General features: G+C 35.0%; 6 protein-coding genes and 1 CRISPR repeat array. Of the genes, 5 read left to right on the top strand and 1 reads right to left on the bottom strand.

Features of this window, described 5'->3' with window-relative positions; all coding sequences use genetic code 11:
• Positions 1–156 precede the first annotated feature (156 nt).
• From cas9 to cas2, 3 genes are all read left to right on the top strand, one after another.
• On the top strand, positions 157–4,275 hold the full coding sequence (gene cas9 / locus PKC55_RS15490; RefSeq protein ID WP_291129254.1) for a type II CRISPR RNA-guided endonuclease Cas9: 4,119 nt from the start codon (positions 157–159) through the stop codon (positions 4,273–4,275).
• A gap of 328 nt (positions 4,276–4,603) precedes the next feature.
• Positions 4,604–5,539, top strand: a complete 936-nt coding sequence (gene cas1 / locus PKC55_RS15485; protein WP_291129252.1) for a type II CRISPR-associated endonuclease Cas1 — start codon at positions 4,604–4,606, stop codon at positions 5,537–5,539.
• A 12-nt stretch (positions 5,540–5,551) separates the two neighbouring features.
• On the top strand, positions 5,552–5,890 hold the full coding sequence (cas2, locus tag PKC55_RS15480) for a CRISPR-associated endonuclease Cas2 (RefSeq protein ID WP_050708797.1): 339 nt from the start codon (positions 5,552–5,554) through the stop codon (positions 5,888–5,890).
• A gap of 109 nt (positions 5,891–5,999) precedes the next feature.
• Positions 6,000–12,031: a CRISPR direct-repeat array (repeat unit 47 nt; unit sequence GATGTATTTCAATGAACTAAGATACAATTTTGAAAGCAAATCACAAC).
• A gap of 217 nt (positions 12,032–12,248) precedes the next feature.
• Here the strand turns inward: cas2 and PKC55_RS15475 are convergent.
• The gene (locus PKC55_RS15475; RefSeq protein WP_324373562.1) at positions 12,249–12,785 is read right to left on the bottom strand and encodes an RNA polymerase sigma-70 factor; all 537 of its coding nucleotides are present in this window, start codon (positions 12,783–12,785) and stop codon (positions 12,249–12,251) included.
• A 171-nt stretch (positions 12,786–12,956) separates the two neighbouring features.
• Between PKC55_RS15475 and PKC55_RS15470 the strand changes: the two genes are divergently transcribed.
• Both PKC55_RS15470 and PKC55_RS15465 read left to right on the top strand, forming a co-directional pair.
• On the top strand, positions 12,957–13,988 hold the full coding sequence (locus tag PKC55_RS15470) for a FecR family protein (RefSeq protein WP_291127955.1): 1,032 nt from the start codon (positions 12,957–12,959) through the stop codon (positions 13,986–13,988).
• A 257-nt stretch (positions 13,989–14,245) separates the two neighbouring features.
• On the top strand, positions 14,246–17,620 hold the full coding sequence (locus PKC55_RS15465; protein WP_324373561.1) for a SusC/RagA family TonB-linked outer membrane protein: 3,375 nt from the start codon (positions 14,246–14,248) through the stop codon (positions 17,618–17,620).
• Positions 17,621–17,625 lie beyond the last annotated feature (5 nt).

The following is a 17,625-nucleotide window of genomic DNA, read 5'->3' as shown; positions in this document are numbered from 1 at the left end:
CACCGAAGTGCCGCTCTTGATGTTTTCACAACGGAATAATCCTTATTGTGATTTGCTTTCAAATTGTATTTGCAAATATATTAAAATTTCACATAACCATACCAATATTCTTAAAATTTATTTATTTATCTTTAAGCCTTTGATAAAAAGGATACTATGAAAAAGATATTAGGATTAGATTTGGGTGTTGCTTCTATTGGTTGGGCGCTTGTTAGCGAAGCAGAAAAAGAGAATGAAGTATCATCCATTATTAAACTTGGAGTAAGGGTGAATCCTCTTACTGTTGACGAATCGTCCAATTTTGAGAAAGGGAAGAGTATAACAACCAATGCTGATAGAACTCTCAAACGAAGTATGCGTAGGAATCTTCAACGTTACAAACTAAGACGAGAAAACCTGATAGAAATCTTAAAACAGCATGGTTTTATATCTGATGATAGTATTCTGTCTGAGCATGGGAATAACACAACATTTCAGACTTATCATTTCAGAGCTAAAGCAGCTACGGAGCAAGTGACATTACAGCAGTTTGCCAAAATATTGTTGATGATTAATAAAAAGCGAGGTTATAAAAGCAGTCGCAAGGCTAAATCTCAGGATGAAGGTCAATTGATAGATGGTATGGAAGTGGCGAGAAGGTTGCATGAAGAGAATCTTACTCCCGGACAATTGACGTACAGACTCTTGACGAACGGTAAAAAGTTTATACCTGATTTTTATCGTTCTGATCTACAAACTGAGCTTGACCGAATATGGGATTTCCAAAAGCAATTTTATCCTGATATGCTTACTGACGATTTTAAGAAGAAAATAGAAGGTCAGGGGAAGGAAAATATATCCAAATACTTTTTGGCAATACATGGTGTTTATACAGCCGATAATAAGGATAAGGATAAACGTTTGCAAGCCTCTAAATGGCGTGTGGATGGTTTGATGAAACAACTGACTGCCGAAGAAGTTGCCTTTGTTGTCAGACAACTGAGTGGTGCAATAAAAGAGTCAAGCGGCTATCTAGGTGCAATAAGCGACAGGAGCAAAGAATTGATTTTTAATAAACAGACGGTAGGGCAGTCCTTAATGGAGCAATTAGTTAAGAATCCCCATACTCGCTTGAAAAATCAGGTGTTTTATAGACAAGACTATTTGAATGAGTTTGAAACAATCTGGGAAACGCAAGCTAAATTTTATCCTATACTAACTCCTGAGTTGAAAAGTGAAATAAGAGATGTGATTATTTTCTATCAGCGGAAACTTAAAAGTCAGAAAGGCTTGATAAGCTTTTGTGAATTCGAAAGTAAGCAAATTGAAATAATCGAAGACGGAAAAAAGAAAATAAAAATTAATGGGATGAGGGTATGTCCTAAATCTTCTCCTATATTTCAAGAGTTTAAAATCTGGCAAGTACTCAATAATATCGAGATCACAGACAAGGATAATATTTTAGCAAAACGTTTCTTGAATCAGGAAGAAAAAGAAACGTTGTTTGATGAGCTAAGTTTAAAAAAAGAATTAAAAGGTACTGATGCCTTAAAGCTGTTGTATAAAAATCATAAAGAGTTAGAACTAAATATAGAAACTATCGAAGGCAACAGAACACAGGCAGCTTTATTCGAAGCATACCAAAGAATTATAGAATTGAGCGGTCATGGTAAATATGATTTTCAGAAAATGAGATCGAAAGATGTTTTGGATATAGTGAAGTCTGTTTTTGAAGGGCTAAGCTATAATACCGCTATTCTTAAATTCGATTCGGCATTGGAAAAAGATGCTTTTGAAAAGCAGGCATTCTATCAGCTATGGCATTTATTATATTCGTTCGAAGGGGATCAATCGAACACCGGAAATGAGAAACTAATACAAAAATTATCGGATTTGTATGGTTTCGAAAAAGAATATGCCCATGTATTAGCTAATGTTTCGTTTCAGGACGATTATGGAAGCCTTAGTACAAAAGCTATTCGTAAAATATTACCTTTCATGAAAGAAGGGAACGAATACAGTGTTGCGTGTGGCTATGCCGGTTATAGACATTCTAAAAACTCATTAACTAATGAGGAAAAAGAAAATAAGGCTTATAGGGATAGGTTGGAAATTTTGCCTAAAAATAGTTTGCGTAACCCCGTAGTAGAAAAAATATTGAATCAAATGGTAAATGTCATCAATTCGATAATAGATACCTACGGAAAACCCGATGAGATTCGTATAGAACTGGCTAGAGAGTTAAAGAAGAATGCGAAGCAACGTGAAAAAATGACTAGGGATATAAATCAAGCTGCTGCCAATCATGAAGAATATAGGAAAATACTCAAAGCCCAGTTTGGACTATCACGTGTCAGTCGTAATGATATTATACGTTACAGATTGTATGATGAGTTGAAGAATAACGGATATCATACCTTATATTCAAATACGTATATTTCGCCGGATAAGCTTTTTTCTAAGGAGTTTGATATAGAGCATATTATTCCACAATCTCGTTTGTTTGACGATTCATTTTCGAATAAAACATTAGAGCTTAGTAGTATAAATAGAGATAAAGGGAATGATCCTGCCTACGATTATGTTTCTAGAAAATACGGAGCCGAAGGTTTGGATGAATACAAGAAGCGAATAGATATATTATATCAACAAGGTATTATTAAAAAAGCAAAGTATACTAAGTTGATGATGCCATTTAGCGAAATCCCTGAAGATTTCATTAATCGTGATCTAAACGATACGCAATATATAGCTAAGAAGGCTAAGGAGATGTTGGAAGAATTGGTAAAAGATGTAGTTTCTACGACAGGATCAATTACCGACCGATTGCGTGAAGACTGGCAGCTTGTAGATTTGATGCAAGAACTCAACTGGGATAAGTACGATAAGCTTGGATTGACCGAAATTATTGAAAACAGAGAGGGGCATAAGATAAAACGTATAACAGACTGGACGAAGCGTAACGATCATCGCCATCATGCGATGGATGCTCTTACGGTAGCCTTTACCAAAAGGAGTCTTATACAATATCTGAATACGCTGAATGCTCGTAGTGATAAAAACAGTGAGATTTACGAGGTAGAAACAAAATATTTAAAAAGAGATACTAAAGGCAAGTTAAGATTTATACCACCTATGCCATTAAACATTTTCAGAGCTGAAGCAAAAAAGCAGTTGGAAAATATTTTGATTTCTATTAAAGCAAAGAACAAAGTAGTTACTGTAAACGTAAATAAAACAAAAAAATCGGGTGGAGTAAATAAGAAAAAGCAACTTACGCCACGTGGTCAGCTACATAATGAAACTATCTACGGTAGCATTCAATGTCCTAATGTAAGAGAGGAAAAAGTGGGTGGGGGATTCGATGAAGCACAAATAGCCAAAGTCGCAAGTAAACGCTATCGTGAAGCCCTTTTGGCTCGTTTAGCGGCATTCGGAAATGATACGAAAAAGGCATTCACAGGAAAAAATGCTTTAACTAAGAACCCTATTTATTTGGGTGAACGTCAAATGGAGTGTGTGCCCGAAAAAGTGAAGATAGTAGATGTGGAAACAATCTATACGATTCGTAAAGAGATTAGTCCCGATCTCAAATTAGATAAAGTGATCGATTCGGGTATTCAAGCTATTTTAAAAGTACGGTTAGATGAATATGGCGGAGATGCTAAAAGAGCATTTTCTAATTTGGACGAAAATCCCATTTGGCTGAATAAAGACAAAGGTATTTCTATCAAAAGGGTAACTATTCGAGGGATTAACAACGCCAATTCGTTGCACGATAAGAAAGATAAAGACGGCAATTTGATATTGGGCAAAAATGGTAAAAAACAACCTGTGGATTTTATAAATACTGGAAACAATCATCATGTTGCTATTTATAAAGATAATGAAGGCAACCTGCAAGAAGTGGTTGTGTCATTTTATGAAGCGACAATGAGAGCCAACCAAAAATTGCAGATTGTTGATAAAACTTATAAACAGAGTGAGGGGTGGTGTTTTTTGTTTACCATGAAACAAAACGAATATTTTGTTTTCCCAAATCCTAACACAGGATTTGATCCTCATGGCATCGATTTGAAAGATCCCGATAAGTATGCAGAGATAAGTCCGAATTTATTCAGGGTACAGAAATTCACGAACAAAGATTATTTCTTTAGACATCATCTGGAAACTAATGTTGAAAATAATAATTCTTTGAAAGGAATTACGTGGTTGAGATTAGGGCTAAATGGAATTAATAATGTTTTAAAAGTGAGAGTAAACCATATTGGGCAAATAGTGGATGTGGGAGAATAAACAAACAACCCAAACCACTATAGTTTGGGTTGCCAATAGCAATCTATTAAACAATGAAAGCAAATCATAACTGGACTTGATATTCAATAATGTAAAACCCATCTCGAAATATAGATTGCCGTTTATTTAGTCCAGGGGTGGTACTTTCTAAATGAAGAGAATACCCAACATAAATGAATGTTCCTCTTTTATTATTATTTATAACTTTGAATAACAATATACAAATATAATAAAAAATATTATTATCAAGTCCAAGAACGTAAAATTTTATTTTTTTTTGTTTAATTTGTTATTTAATAGTGTTTTATGATAATTAAATCTTCAACCTATGATAAAGAAAACTCTTTACTTTGGCAATCCAGCGTACTTGAGTATGCGCAACAATCAGTTGGTAATAAAGCTACCCGAAGTTGAGAAAAATAGCAGCTTACCAGATAGCTTTAAGAAAGCAAGCGAAACCCTCTTTCCCATTGAAGATTTGGGAGTAGTTATACTCGACCATAAACAAATAACGCTAACACATGGGCTTATCGAAAAACTGTTGGATAACAATACTGCTCTCTTGACTTGCGATAGTAGCCGCATGCCTGTAGGATTGATGCTTCCATTATGCGGAAACAAGACACAAAGTGAAAGATTTAACTCGCAGATCAATGCTTCTGACCCTTTAAAGAAAAACTTATGGCAGCAAACCATAAAGGCCAAAATAACCAATCAGGCAGAAGTCTTGAAAAAGATTAGATCGTGTAATATTCGTAATATGATATATTGGGCAGGAGAAGTAAAAAGTGGCGATCCAGATAATTTTGAAGGGCGTGCTGCTGCATATTATTGGAAAGAGGCTTTTCCTCAGATCGAGAATTTTACTAGAGGCAGAGAAGAGAATCCTCCTAATAATCTGTTAAATTACGGATATGCTATTCTTCGTGCAGTTATTGCCCGCTCTTTAGTAGCAAGTGGTTTATTACCAACGTTAGGTATACATCACCACAACCGTTACAATGCTTATTGCTTAGCGGACGATATAATGGAACCATATCGCCCATTTGTAGATGAATTAGTTTTCTCGATAGTTGATAGTGGAGAGGATTATACCGAATTAACGACTTCGTTAAAAAGCAAACTGCTACAAATACCAACAATAGATGTGATGATGGGGAAACAAAAAAGCCCCTTAATGATTGCTGTAGGTCAGACAACTGCATCCTTAAACCAATGTTTCGAAGGGAAACTACGTAAAATTAAATATCCCGAATTATTGTAATCTGTCGGTAATATGGAGCAAGACCGATTAAATCAATACCGTATTATGTGGGTTCTAGTATTATTTGATCTACCTACCGAGACAAAGAAAGATAGAAAAGTATACGCTGATTTCAGAAAAAACTTACAGCGAGATGGATTTACCATGTTTCAGTTTTCGACTTATTTACGGCATTGTATGAGTGTTGAGAATGCGAATGTGCATATCAAACGAGTGAAAAACTTTCTTCCGGCAAAAGGACATGTTGGAATACTCTGCATTACAGATAAACAATTTGGAATGATGGAACTATTTTATGGGAAAAGCCCTGAATCAAAGAAAACAGGAGCGCAGCAACTTGAATTATTTTAGAAAATAAAAATCCCGACTTCGATCGGGATTTTTATTTGAAATACATTGATTTTTTTAATGCTAATGGTGTTTGCAATGTATTGAAATACATACACTTGTTGTATGGTATGATGTATTTCAATGAACTAAGATACAATTTTGAAAGCAAATCACAACTAGTGAAGATTATTTGTTACCGGGTGTAGAGATGTATTTCAATGAACTAAGATACAATTTTGAAAGCAAATCACAACGGGGATTAGTTGAAACTTACGAAGATAAAGATGTATTTCAATGAACTAAGATACAATTTTGAAAGCAAATCACAACTGTGCAGTTAAATTTCCTATCGTTTCTATGATGTATTTCAATGAACTAAGATACAATTTTGAAAGCAAATCACAACTTGTAATATCGTGTGCTGTATTTAGCGAAGGATGTATTTCAATGAACTAAGATACAATTTTGAAAGCAAATCACAACATGCCATATCGAAGGCTATGGACGGTTTATGATGTATTTCAATGAACTAAGATACAATTTTGAAAGCAAATCACAACAAGCTTTTTACGGTAAAACGATTTTAAGAGATGTATTTCAATGAACTAAGATACAATTTTGAAAGCAAATCACAACTGGAGCACCCGATACTATTCAGGTGTCAAAGATGTATTTCAATGAACTAAGATACAATTTTGAAAGCAAATCACAACAGCTACAAGATGAGATAAAGAGCAAAACAGGATGTATTTCAATGAACTAAGATACAATTTTGAAAGCAAATCACAACCGGATATTTATTGTTTTGCATATCACTGGTGATGTATTTCAATGAACTAAGATACAATTTTGAAAGCAAATCACAACATCAATATAAGAATATGATTGCTTTCGGTGATGTATTTCAATGAACTAAGATACAATTTTGAAAGCAAATCACAACGCGTCTCTACGGTTCTTAAAACCAATGCAGGATGTATTTCAATGAACTAAGATACAATTTTGAAAGCAAATCACAACTATTCCATCCTTTTAATGAATCTTCTATTTGATGTATTTCAATGAACTAAGATACAATTTTGAAAGCAAATCACAACAGACTCTTCTTTTGTGACTATTCAACCGAGGATGTATTTCAATGAACTAAGATACAATTTTGAAAGCAAATCACAACCGACAAAATATACTTCCAGTCAGAATAACGATGTATTTCAATGAACTAAGATACAATTTTGAAAGCAAATCACAACAGGTGGTTCACGTTATATTGAACAGATTCGATGTATTTCAATGAACTAAGATACAATTTTGAAAGCAAATCACAACAGGGGAATATATTTTATTCTTAGGCGAAAAGATGTATTTCAATGAACTAAGATACAATTTTGAAAGCAAATCACAACAGATTGGTAGCTAAGGCTTTCATTCCAAATGATGTATTTCAATGAACTAAGATACAATTTTGAAAGCAAATCACAACGCTTTCCGCTCTTCTCCTTTATCGAAATAGATGTATTTCAATGAACTAAGATACAATTTTGAAAGCAAATCACAACGCATAAGGTCCATATCAATGGAACGAATGAGATGTATTTCAATGAACTAAGATACAATTTTGAAAGCAAATCACAACGTACGAAACATGCTTAGCAGGACGGTTCATGATGTATTTCAATGAACTAAGATACAATTTTGAAAGCAAATCACAACCAGGTCTGCTAGCAATAATCCGATCAACATGATGTATTTCAATGAACTAAGATACAATTTTGAAAGCAAATCACAACTATGTCACAAGACACAGGGGATAAACTTGTGATGTATTTCAATGAACTAAGATACAATTTTGAAAGCAAATCACAACATCTATTGATGTCACAGCAAGCTTAATTTGATGTATTTCAATGAACTAAGATACAATTTTGAAAGCAAATCACAACTATTCTCTTATAGGTATTATATCATATACTGATGTATTTCAATGAACTAAGATACAATTTTGAAAGCAAATCACAACTTTACGAGCCTCTTCTCTTTTTGATTTTTCGATGTATTTCAATGAACTAAGATACAATTTTGAAAGCAAATCACAACATCAGTCGGATTAGCCTTTCCGTTTGCGAGATGTATTTCAATGAACTAAGATACAATTTTGAAAGCAAATCACAACATGTATCTTGATGTACGTTTGGAACTGTTTGATGTATTTCAATGAACTAAGATACAATTTTGAAAGCAAATCACAACAAGGAACTACTCTTATAAACAAGATATATGGATGTATTTCAATGAACTAAGATACAATTTTGAAAGCAAATCACAACATCTGTTAAAGATTTTATAACTAATGTGTTGATGTATTTCAATGAACTAAGATACAATTTTGAAAGCAAATCACAACTAATCTTTGTAGTATAAAATTACTTAGGAGATGTATTTCAATGAACTAAGATACAATTTTGAAAGCAAATCACAACCGTTGTAAGATCGAAATACATAAGTCTATCGATGTATTTCAATGAACTAAGATACAATTTTGAAAGCAAATCACAACCGAGCTGCAAAAGTAAAACGGTATATGTGGATGTATTTCAATGAACTAAGATACAATTTTGAAAGCAAATCACAACTTTCATATATTTATCCGCTATCTCCGGATTGATGTATTTCAATGAACTAAGATACAATTTTGAAAGCAAATCACAACTATACACCGAGTTGTAGCTGAAACGTTTATGATGTATTTCAATGAACTAAGATACAATTTTGAAAGCAAATCACAACAAGTTGGGTTACACATCGGAGACGCTTCTGATGTATTTCAATGAACTAAGATACAATTTTGAAAGCAAATCACAACCAGAGAGCGCTCCAATCTTGAGCACGGTGAGGATGTATTTCAATGAACTAAGATACAATTTTGAAAGCAAATCACAACATCGGTATCTTCGTACCCACGATTAATAATGATGTATTTCAATGAACTAAGATACAATTTTGAAAGCAAATCACAACAGGTTTGATACGAAAATCACGTCCCGGAACGATGTATTTCAATGAACTAAGATACAATTTTGAAAGCAAATCACAACGCATCTTTAAAGTTATATTTATAATTAGCTGATGTATTTCAATGAACTAAGATACAATTTTGAAAGCAAATCACAACATAATCATAGTTATAGAAAAGCATATAAAGGATGTATTTCAATGAACTAAGATACAATTTTGAAAGCAAATCACAACATTTCGATACTGATATTGCTACCACAAGGGGATGTATTTCAATGAACTAAGATACAATTTTGAAAGCAAATCACAACTAATGCTGCTGATGGTGCAATTGATGGTATGATGTATTTCAATGAACTAAGATACAATTTTGAAAGCAAATCACAACGGTGTCTAGCGTATAAATACGATCAACGTTGATGTATTTCAATGAACTAAGATACAATTTTGAAAGCAAATCACAACGAATGTTGTAGGGTCAAAGAAGTCAATATTGATGTATTTCAATGAACTAAGATACAATTTTGAAAGCAAATCACAACAGGACTGGTGAAGAAATTGAAGATTTTATGATGTATTTCAATGAACTAAGATACAATTTTGAAAGCAAATCACAACACCTGTCAACTCAGCACGATGCTACTATGTGATGTATTTCAATGAACTAAGATACAATTTTGAAAGCAAATCACAACTCAGTCGGATTTGGCTTTAGCGAATATTGGATGTATTTCAATGAACTAAGATACAATTTTGAAAGCAAATCACAACTGGTGGGCTGATGAATCTTACAACGAAGTTGATGTATTTCAATGAACTAAGATACAATTTTGAAAGCAAATCACAACCAGTATATCCTGCTGGATGTATTGTTCAGAGATGTATTTCAATGAACTAAGATACAATTTTGAAAGCAAATCACAACTACGGAGAAGGTATTTTGTTTACTCGCCGGATGTATTTCAATGAACTAAGATACAATTTTGAAAGCAAATCACAACAAAGGCTTATCACAGTACGCCGGCTATCAGATGTATTTCAATGAACTAAGATACAATTTTGAAAGCAAATCACAACACTGCGCTTACGTGTATTGATTTACCAGATGATGTATTTCAATGAACTAAGATACAATTTTGAAAGCAAATCACAACAGGTTCTAACGCTTTAAATAAACATAATCCGATGTATTTCAATGAACTAAGATACAATTTTGAAAGCAAATCACAACTTCACTCAGGTATCTTTCGCCTTGCTCTATGATGTATTTCAATGAACTAAGATACAATTTTGAAAGCAAATCACAACTTATCAAACAGCCGAAGATTACATCTTGGTGATGTATTTCAATGAACTAAGATACAATTTTGAAAGCAAATCACAACACACCAGGCATATATTTGAGATACAAGGTCGATGTATTTCAATGAACTAAGATACAATTTTGAAAGCAAATCACAACAGATAGAGTGCAGTATGTGTTACCTGATAGATGTATTTCAATGAACTAAGATACAATTTTGAAAGCAAATCACAACTTATCAAACAGCCGAAGATTACATCTTGGTGATGTATTTCAATGAACTAAGATACAATTTTGAAAGCAAATCACAACACACCAGGCATATATTTGAGATACAAGGTCGATGTATTTCAATGAACTAAGATACAATTTTGAAAGCAAATCACAACAGATAGAGTGCAGTATGTGTTACCTGATAGATGTATTTCAATGAACTAAGATACAATTTTGAAAGCAAATCACAACAGGTAAAAGATCTATATCAACACCGCCAAGGATGTATTTCAATGAACTAAGATACAATTTTGAAAGCAAATCACAACAAACGAAAGCGAGGAAAATATATTAAAAAGATGTATTTCAATGAACTAAGATACAATTTTGAAAGCAAATCACAACGACAAACTTGATTATCCTTGGCCTGAGTTAGATGTATTTCAATGAACTAAGATACAATTTTGAAAGCAAATCACAACGGTTGGAGTTACACCGCCAACTCTATCGCTGATGTATTTCAATGAACTAAGATACAATTTTGAAAGCAAATCACAACCCAAATACGGCTCTGTTACTTTCTTTTGAGATGTATTTCAATGAACTAAGATACAATTTTGAAAGCAAATCACAACGTTTGCTTCCTAAGTATGGTGTACCAATTTGATGTATTTCAATGAACTAAGATACAATTTTGAAAGCAAATCACAACGACAAGCTTGATTATCCTTGGCCGGAATTAGATGTATTTCAATGAACTAAGATACAATTTTGAAAGCAAATCACAACAGATAAAACGTCAGACAGTTGATTCCATGTGATGTATTTCAATGAACTAAGATACAATTTTGAAAGCAAATCACAACATTAGGTCGTCATCATTCCAACGTGTAAAGGATGTATTTCAATGAACTAAGATACAATTTTGAAAGCAAATCACAACTGTTGAACCTCCGGATAATGCTATATCATGATGTATTTCAATGAACTAAGATACAATTTTGAAAGCAAATCACAACAGAGTATGTCTGAGGGATTGACGATACAAGGATGTATTTCAATGAACTAAGATACAATTTTGAAAGCAAATCACAACACTTAGGGGATAATGTTTTTGATCAATCAGATGTATTTCAATGAACTAAGATACAATTTTGAAAGCAAATCACAACTGTCAGCGAACATCTGACGAATGTTCTTTTGATGTATTTCAATGAACTAAGATACAATTTTGAAAGCAAATCACAACGACAAACTTGATTATCCTTGGCCTGAGTTAGATGTATTTCAATGAACTAAGATACAATTTTGAAAGCAAATCACAACGTTTGCTTCCTAAGTATGGTGTACCAATTTGATGTATTTCAATGAACTAAGATACAATTTTGAAAGCAAATCACAACGACAAGCTTGATTATCCTTGGCCGGAATTAGATGTATTTCAATGAACTAAGATACAATTTTGAAAGCAAATCACAACAGAAGTAAATTGGGCTTCAACCATCAACTGGATGTATTTCAATGAACTAAGATACAATTTTGAAAGCAAATCACAACGCACCAGCCTCTTTGGCTGCTCGTATTATCGATGTATTTCAATGAACTAAGATACAATTTTGAAAGCAAATTAGCAATTGATGGCTCAAAATATATTAAGCAGATAGTCTTGTCGCTAACTTAATAGTACATTGTTAGTATGCGAGTACTCTATTGAAAAATGTATCTATTCCCAAGCGCGTATTGACGATAATTTGTAATGTTCTTATTGTCCGTAAATAGCAGACGCTATAGTAGTAGTTCTTTATATACCTATCTCGACTTCTATAGCACACTGTCTGTAGCAAAATCGGTTTACAGAACCATATAGTCCTTCAGCTTGATACGGAGTATTTTTAAAGATCTTGTTATACGATATTCCACCGTTTTTATAGATATTCCGAGGTTTGTAGCGATCTCTGCATTCGTATTTTCTCCAAACCTGCTCATTTCAAAAACTTCTTTGTATTTTTCAGGCAATTCTTTAATAGCGGACTGTATTCTGATTGCCAGTTCTTCTACCATGTAATAATCGGGGTCTTCGAATTGCTCTTTTATTTTTTCATATAATATCGTATGTACTTTTTTTCTGTATTGTTGACTCCTGATTGCATTAAAAGTACGGTTTCTGGCAGCAACGAACAGATACGATTTCAGGGACGTTTCGACAGCCAGATATTTCCTTTTCTCCCATATATGCAACATGAGATCTTGAACTAATTCTTCAGCCTCAACGTCAGAAATAAATTGTGAAACATATTCACAAAGAGGTGAATAGAACTTAATAAACATTTCTTTATAAGCCCTAGTATCCCCTTCTAAAATTCCGTTTAGAAGCAATTGTTCATCCATAATATTTAAGGTGCGGGCAAAGGTAATTTTTTCATCAATAATAAGTATATAAAACTTTCAAGAAAAGTAGGGCCATTAAAATTAATAAAAAATTTGATTTGTAGTTTAGGGTGGTGCACAATATATGTGTCGTATATATAGAAACATGTAGTCAATAGACTTATAAAAAAAATGGAATTAAACGAAAAATCATATATTGAGGTACCAGATGAGTCATTGCTCCTTAGATATATTACCGGAGAAGTAACGCAAGAGGAGAGTTTATTGGTCAAAGAATGGAGTGGGAAAGACACCGCAAATGAAGAGCTCCTTATTCAGCTGGCACGCATGTATTATGCTCAAAGAACACAACAGCGGATTAAGAATCGTGATACTGAAGCCGCATTTCGAATCGTAAATAATAAAATCAAGAGAAAAGGAAGGCGTTTATTCCTCCAGCGGGTTGGCGTAGCAGCATCTTTGATTATAGGTATTCTAGGTATAGGTTCTTTCTTCTTTCAATATCTAGGCTTGCGCGAGAGCTTTCTTCCATCTATGATTACAGTAGAATCGAATGATAACTCCCGTACTCGTCTGGTGTTACCCGATGGAACGGAAGTTTGTCTTAATTCGGGAAGCAGCATCACATATCCGTCCCATTATACCGACGGAGAACGAAATGTTACTCTCTCAGGTGAAGCATATTTTAAAGTGACTCATAATAAAGAGAAACCTTTTGTTGTGAGTGCTTTGGATAAGAAGTATAAAGTTAAGGTACTCGGAACAGAGTTCAATATGCAGGCCTATAAAGACGACAATGTTATTCAGACAACACTTATATCCGGAAGTGTTCAGGTCGATATTCAGGGGAAGAACACGAAGACGGTTTTGTTGCCTTCGCAAAAAGCAATCTACTCCCTACAGAATAACGAATTGGAGGTAGTAAGTGCTAATACGGATAGAGAGACAGACTGGATGTATAGCCGTTTGGTATTCAAGAAAACACCCATGCCGGAGGTATTGGCGCGATTGTCCCGTTTCTATAAAGTGGAGTTCGATGTGAGAAATAAAATCATAGATACTTATACATTTACCGGAACCTTCGAAGACAGACCTTTGTATCAGGTGTTGGATTATATGAAGATATCATCACAAATAGATTATAATATAACTTATCAGAAAGATGAAAAAGGGACTAAATCTGTCGTGGTATTGAGGCGATAGAACGAAAAGAAAACAACTCGGATATCTTTCAAAATCAACTAACCTTAAAATTTAACAGCCTATGAAAAAATAACCAGAAGAAATCTAATAAAAACACGGAAACATGTTACCAGCATATTCCCGTGCTAAAAAACAAATCTGAAAAACAATTTATTTTTTACTTAAAGCATAACAAAAATATGAGAAAAATCCATCATCTCCAACAACCTTGGAGATATTGTAACCGTTTCCTCGAGTTACACAAAATTCCTCTTACTATGAAATTATCGTTGACATTACTTATTCTGTCAATTAATGTCTCTTTTGCAGCCCATTCGTATGCTCAACAAGTAACATTATCCCTTGACATCCAAAACAAGAAAGTCGTTGATGTTTTGGACGAAATCGAAAAACAATCGGAATTTCGATTTTACTACAATAATAAACTGGTCGATGTAGATCGTACGGTATCTGTAAAAGTGAAGAAGAAAGCCGTGTTTTCTATTCTGGACGAATTGTTTTCAAATTACAATGTAGAGTACAAAGTAATTGATAAAGATATCATCCTTACTGAAAAAAATAAGGGTGAAAATAAGACCCGCGAAGCACATCAGCAGCAAATAGATATAACGGGTATAGTTACAGATGCAAACGGAGAAGTATTACCCGGGGTAAGTGTTGTCGTGAAAAATACTACATTCGGTACAATTACCGACACAGATGGCAAGTATACCATAAATGTTCCCGACAGAAATGCTGTTCTGATCTATTCGATGATAGGTTTTTTGAAATATGAAGAGCCTGTGGGTAATAGAAGGTCTATAAATATATCACTGAAAGAAGAAATCCGCGAAATGGATGAGGTTGTTGTGATAGGTTACGGAACTGTAAAAAGAGCCAATCTGGGAGGAGCTGTCGCTACAGCCGATTCGAAAGTATTCCAGTCCCGTCCTATCCAAAATGCAGCCTCAGCACTCCAAGGCGAGGTTCCGGGTCTTACTGTGATACGTACAAGTGGGGCCCCCGGAAGTAGTCCGGTTTTGCGTGTACGTGATATCTCGTCTGTCAATGGAGGAGCTCCGTTGGTATTGATTGATGGCGCAGAAGGAGATTTGGGTACAATAAACCCTGCCGATATCGAGAATATATCTGTTCTCAAAGACGGGACAGCAGCTATCTACGGGGCGCGTGCTGCTGACGGGGTTGTACTGATTACAACAAAAAATGCGAACAGGAACCAAAAATTAAAGGTAACCCTCGATGCATATTACTCGATAAAGAAACCGGCACTGTTGAAAAAACCTGCCAATCTTTATCAGCATGCTGCTATGGCTCTTGAAATCACAGACGGCAGTTTTCCTATAGAATATACCCAAGATGAATTACAACTCATTCTTGAGGGCAGCGATAAAGTTATTCCAGCCGGAACAACATGGGGACGCTGGGGCAATGCATATCCAAAATTCTACAAAGACCAGAATTGGAATGAACATATTATAGGAAATGGCAATATTCAGAATTATAATGTCAGCTTTTCCGGAGGGGGAGATAAATATACATATCTCATTTCTTTGGGCTACCAGAAAGAAGAGGGACTACCTAAATTTGGAATAGATTCGGACAAGCGTTATTTTGTGCGTGTAAAATCTAATATAGAAATAGTAAAAAACCTCAACTATGACCTTAATATATCCTATGAGGCTAGTGATAGGGATTACTCTTCCAGTATTAGTCAGGGACAGAATATATGGGAGTTGATATACAAAACTCGCAGTTGGGCACCTGTATACAATCCGGCAGGAAATTTCTATACTTTCGAAGGTTTTGACAATCCGGCACAAGTATTGCAAGATGGAGGAGAGTCTCGTCGAACAGCCGGAAACTTTACGTTCAACAACCAATTGCGTTGGCAGGTTATAGACGGGCTAAACCTTACAGGGCGTGCTATAGTTCGCAAGAGCGATGCAGATGAGTATATCGTCCAGAAGATGCTTTACAGCTACAATTGGGAAAATGTAAATCATCGGACGGCAAGAAAACCCAATAGCGCCGAGCGTAATTATGCCAAAACGTTGTCTAAAAACTTTACATTGTATGGAGAATACAAAAAGACATTTGCTCAAAAACATGATATAGGTATAATGTTCGGAGGGTCTCATGAATCTGCCGACTATGACAAATTCTGGGCAAAGCGTATCAATTTCGATCAGCAGGAACAGATGCCTATCAGCATGGGTAGCCCCGAAGATCAGGATGCAGCTAGTGATGGTAACGCATGGACCATTAACTCTTTCTTCTCGAGGCTTAATTATGGATTCGCTAATAAGTATTTTATCGAAGCTACATTACGTGGGGATGGTTGTTCTCGATTTGCGCCGGGTGAACGTTGGGGATATTTCCCGGGAGTAAATGCAACATGGCGTATAGGTGAAGAATCATTTATAAAGCCGCTAAATATTTTCGACGACCTCAAATTCAGGGCTTCCTACGGAAAAATGGGAAATCAATCTAATATAGGTCCTTATGATTTTATCGAACTAATTAATATCAACAGAAATTATTACCCGTTCGGCAATGGGGCAAAAGGTCAGATGGCGAATCAGTCGAATCTGGTTTCTACTTCCCGTACATGGGAGACTATCAGGTCTGTAAACATCGGTATAGATTTCAGTTTTCTGAATAACAGACTATACGGGTCTTTCGACTACTTCTGGAAAACCAATGAGAATATGTTGATTTCCATTACTTATCCTTCCATTTTGGGGATTGCAGCTCCTTCAACGAACAGTGGAGAACTGAAAATCCACGGTTGGGAAATCATATTAGGATGGAGAGACCAGATCGGTGATTTCAAATATTCGGTAAGAGCGAGTTTAAGTGATGCTCAGAATGAAATAGCCAAAAGAATCGGGAACTCTATAATAGGATATGGAAATAACAGGACACCTGTAGGCTATCCAATGGATTCTTATTTCGGATATGTATTTGATGGTATTATCCAAAATGAACAGGAACTTGCCGAATACAAGTCTCGTTTCCCTAATAGCGGAACCGTACAGGATAAAAGGATACAAGTAGGAGATGCCAAGTATAAAGATCTGAACGGCGATGGTAATCTGACTGAATATGCTGATGGCGATGGCGACCTTGTTTATTTAGGAAATACTAATCCCCGGTACAACTTCGGATTCAATCTCAATGCTGAATATAAAGGCTTCGACTTAGGTGCATTCTTTCAGGGAGTAGGCAAGCGCACGATGTTCCTCGAAGGAGATGCCAGTAAACCGTTTAATGCACCATGGTATCAGTCGGCAGAATACTGGTATGGAAAAACATGGACGCCAGAAAGAACCGATGCCAAGTATCCGGCTATATCAAACGATGGTACCAGAAAAAATTATAACTATTATATCTCTACCAACACCAAACATAATGTAGGGTATATCAGGTTGAAGAACTTGCAGGTCGGCTATACTATCCCTAAAAAGTATACACTGAAAGCGAAACTGGAGAAAGTCAGGATATACTTCAGTGGGGAAGACCTCTTTGAAATACACAATGCGCCCGGCGGATGGGACCCTGAAGACGGAGGCAGTTTTGTGAGTTATCCGTTTGCCCGTAATTACTCGTTAGGTGTTAATATTGTTTTCTAAATTTC

Source organism: Dysgonomonas sp., from assembly GCF_035323175.1.
Classification (GTDB): domain Bacteria; phylum Bacteroidota; class Bacteroidia; order Bacteroidales; family Dysgonomonadaceae; genus Dysgonomonas.
Note: the sequence above shows the minus strand (reverse complement) of the source record. Positions and strands in the feature narration are given on the sequence as shown.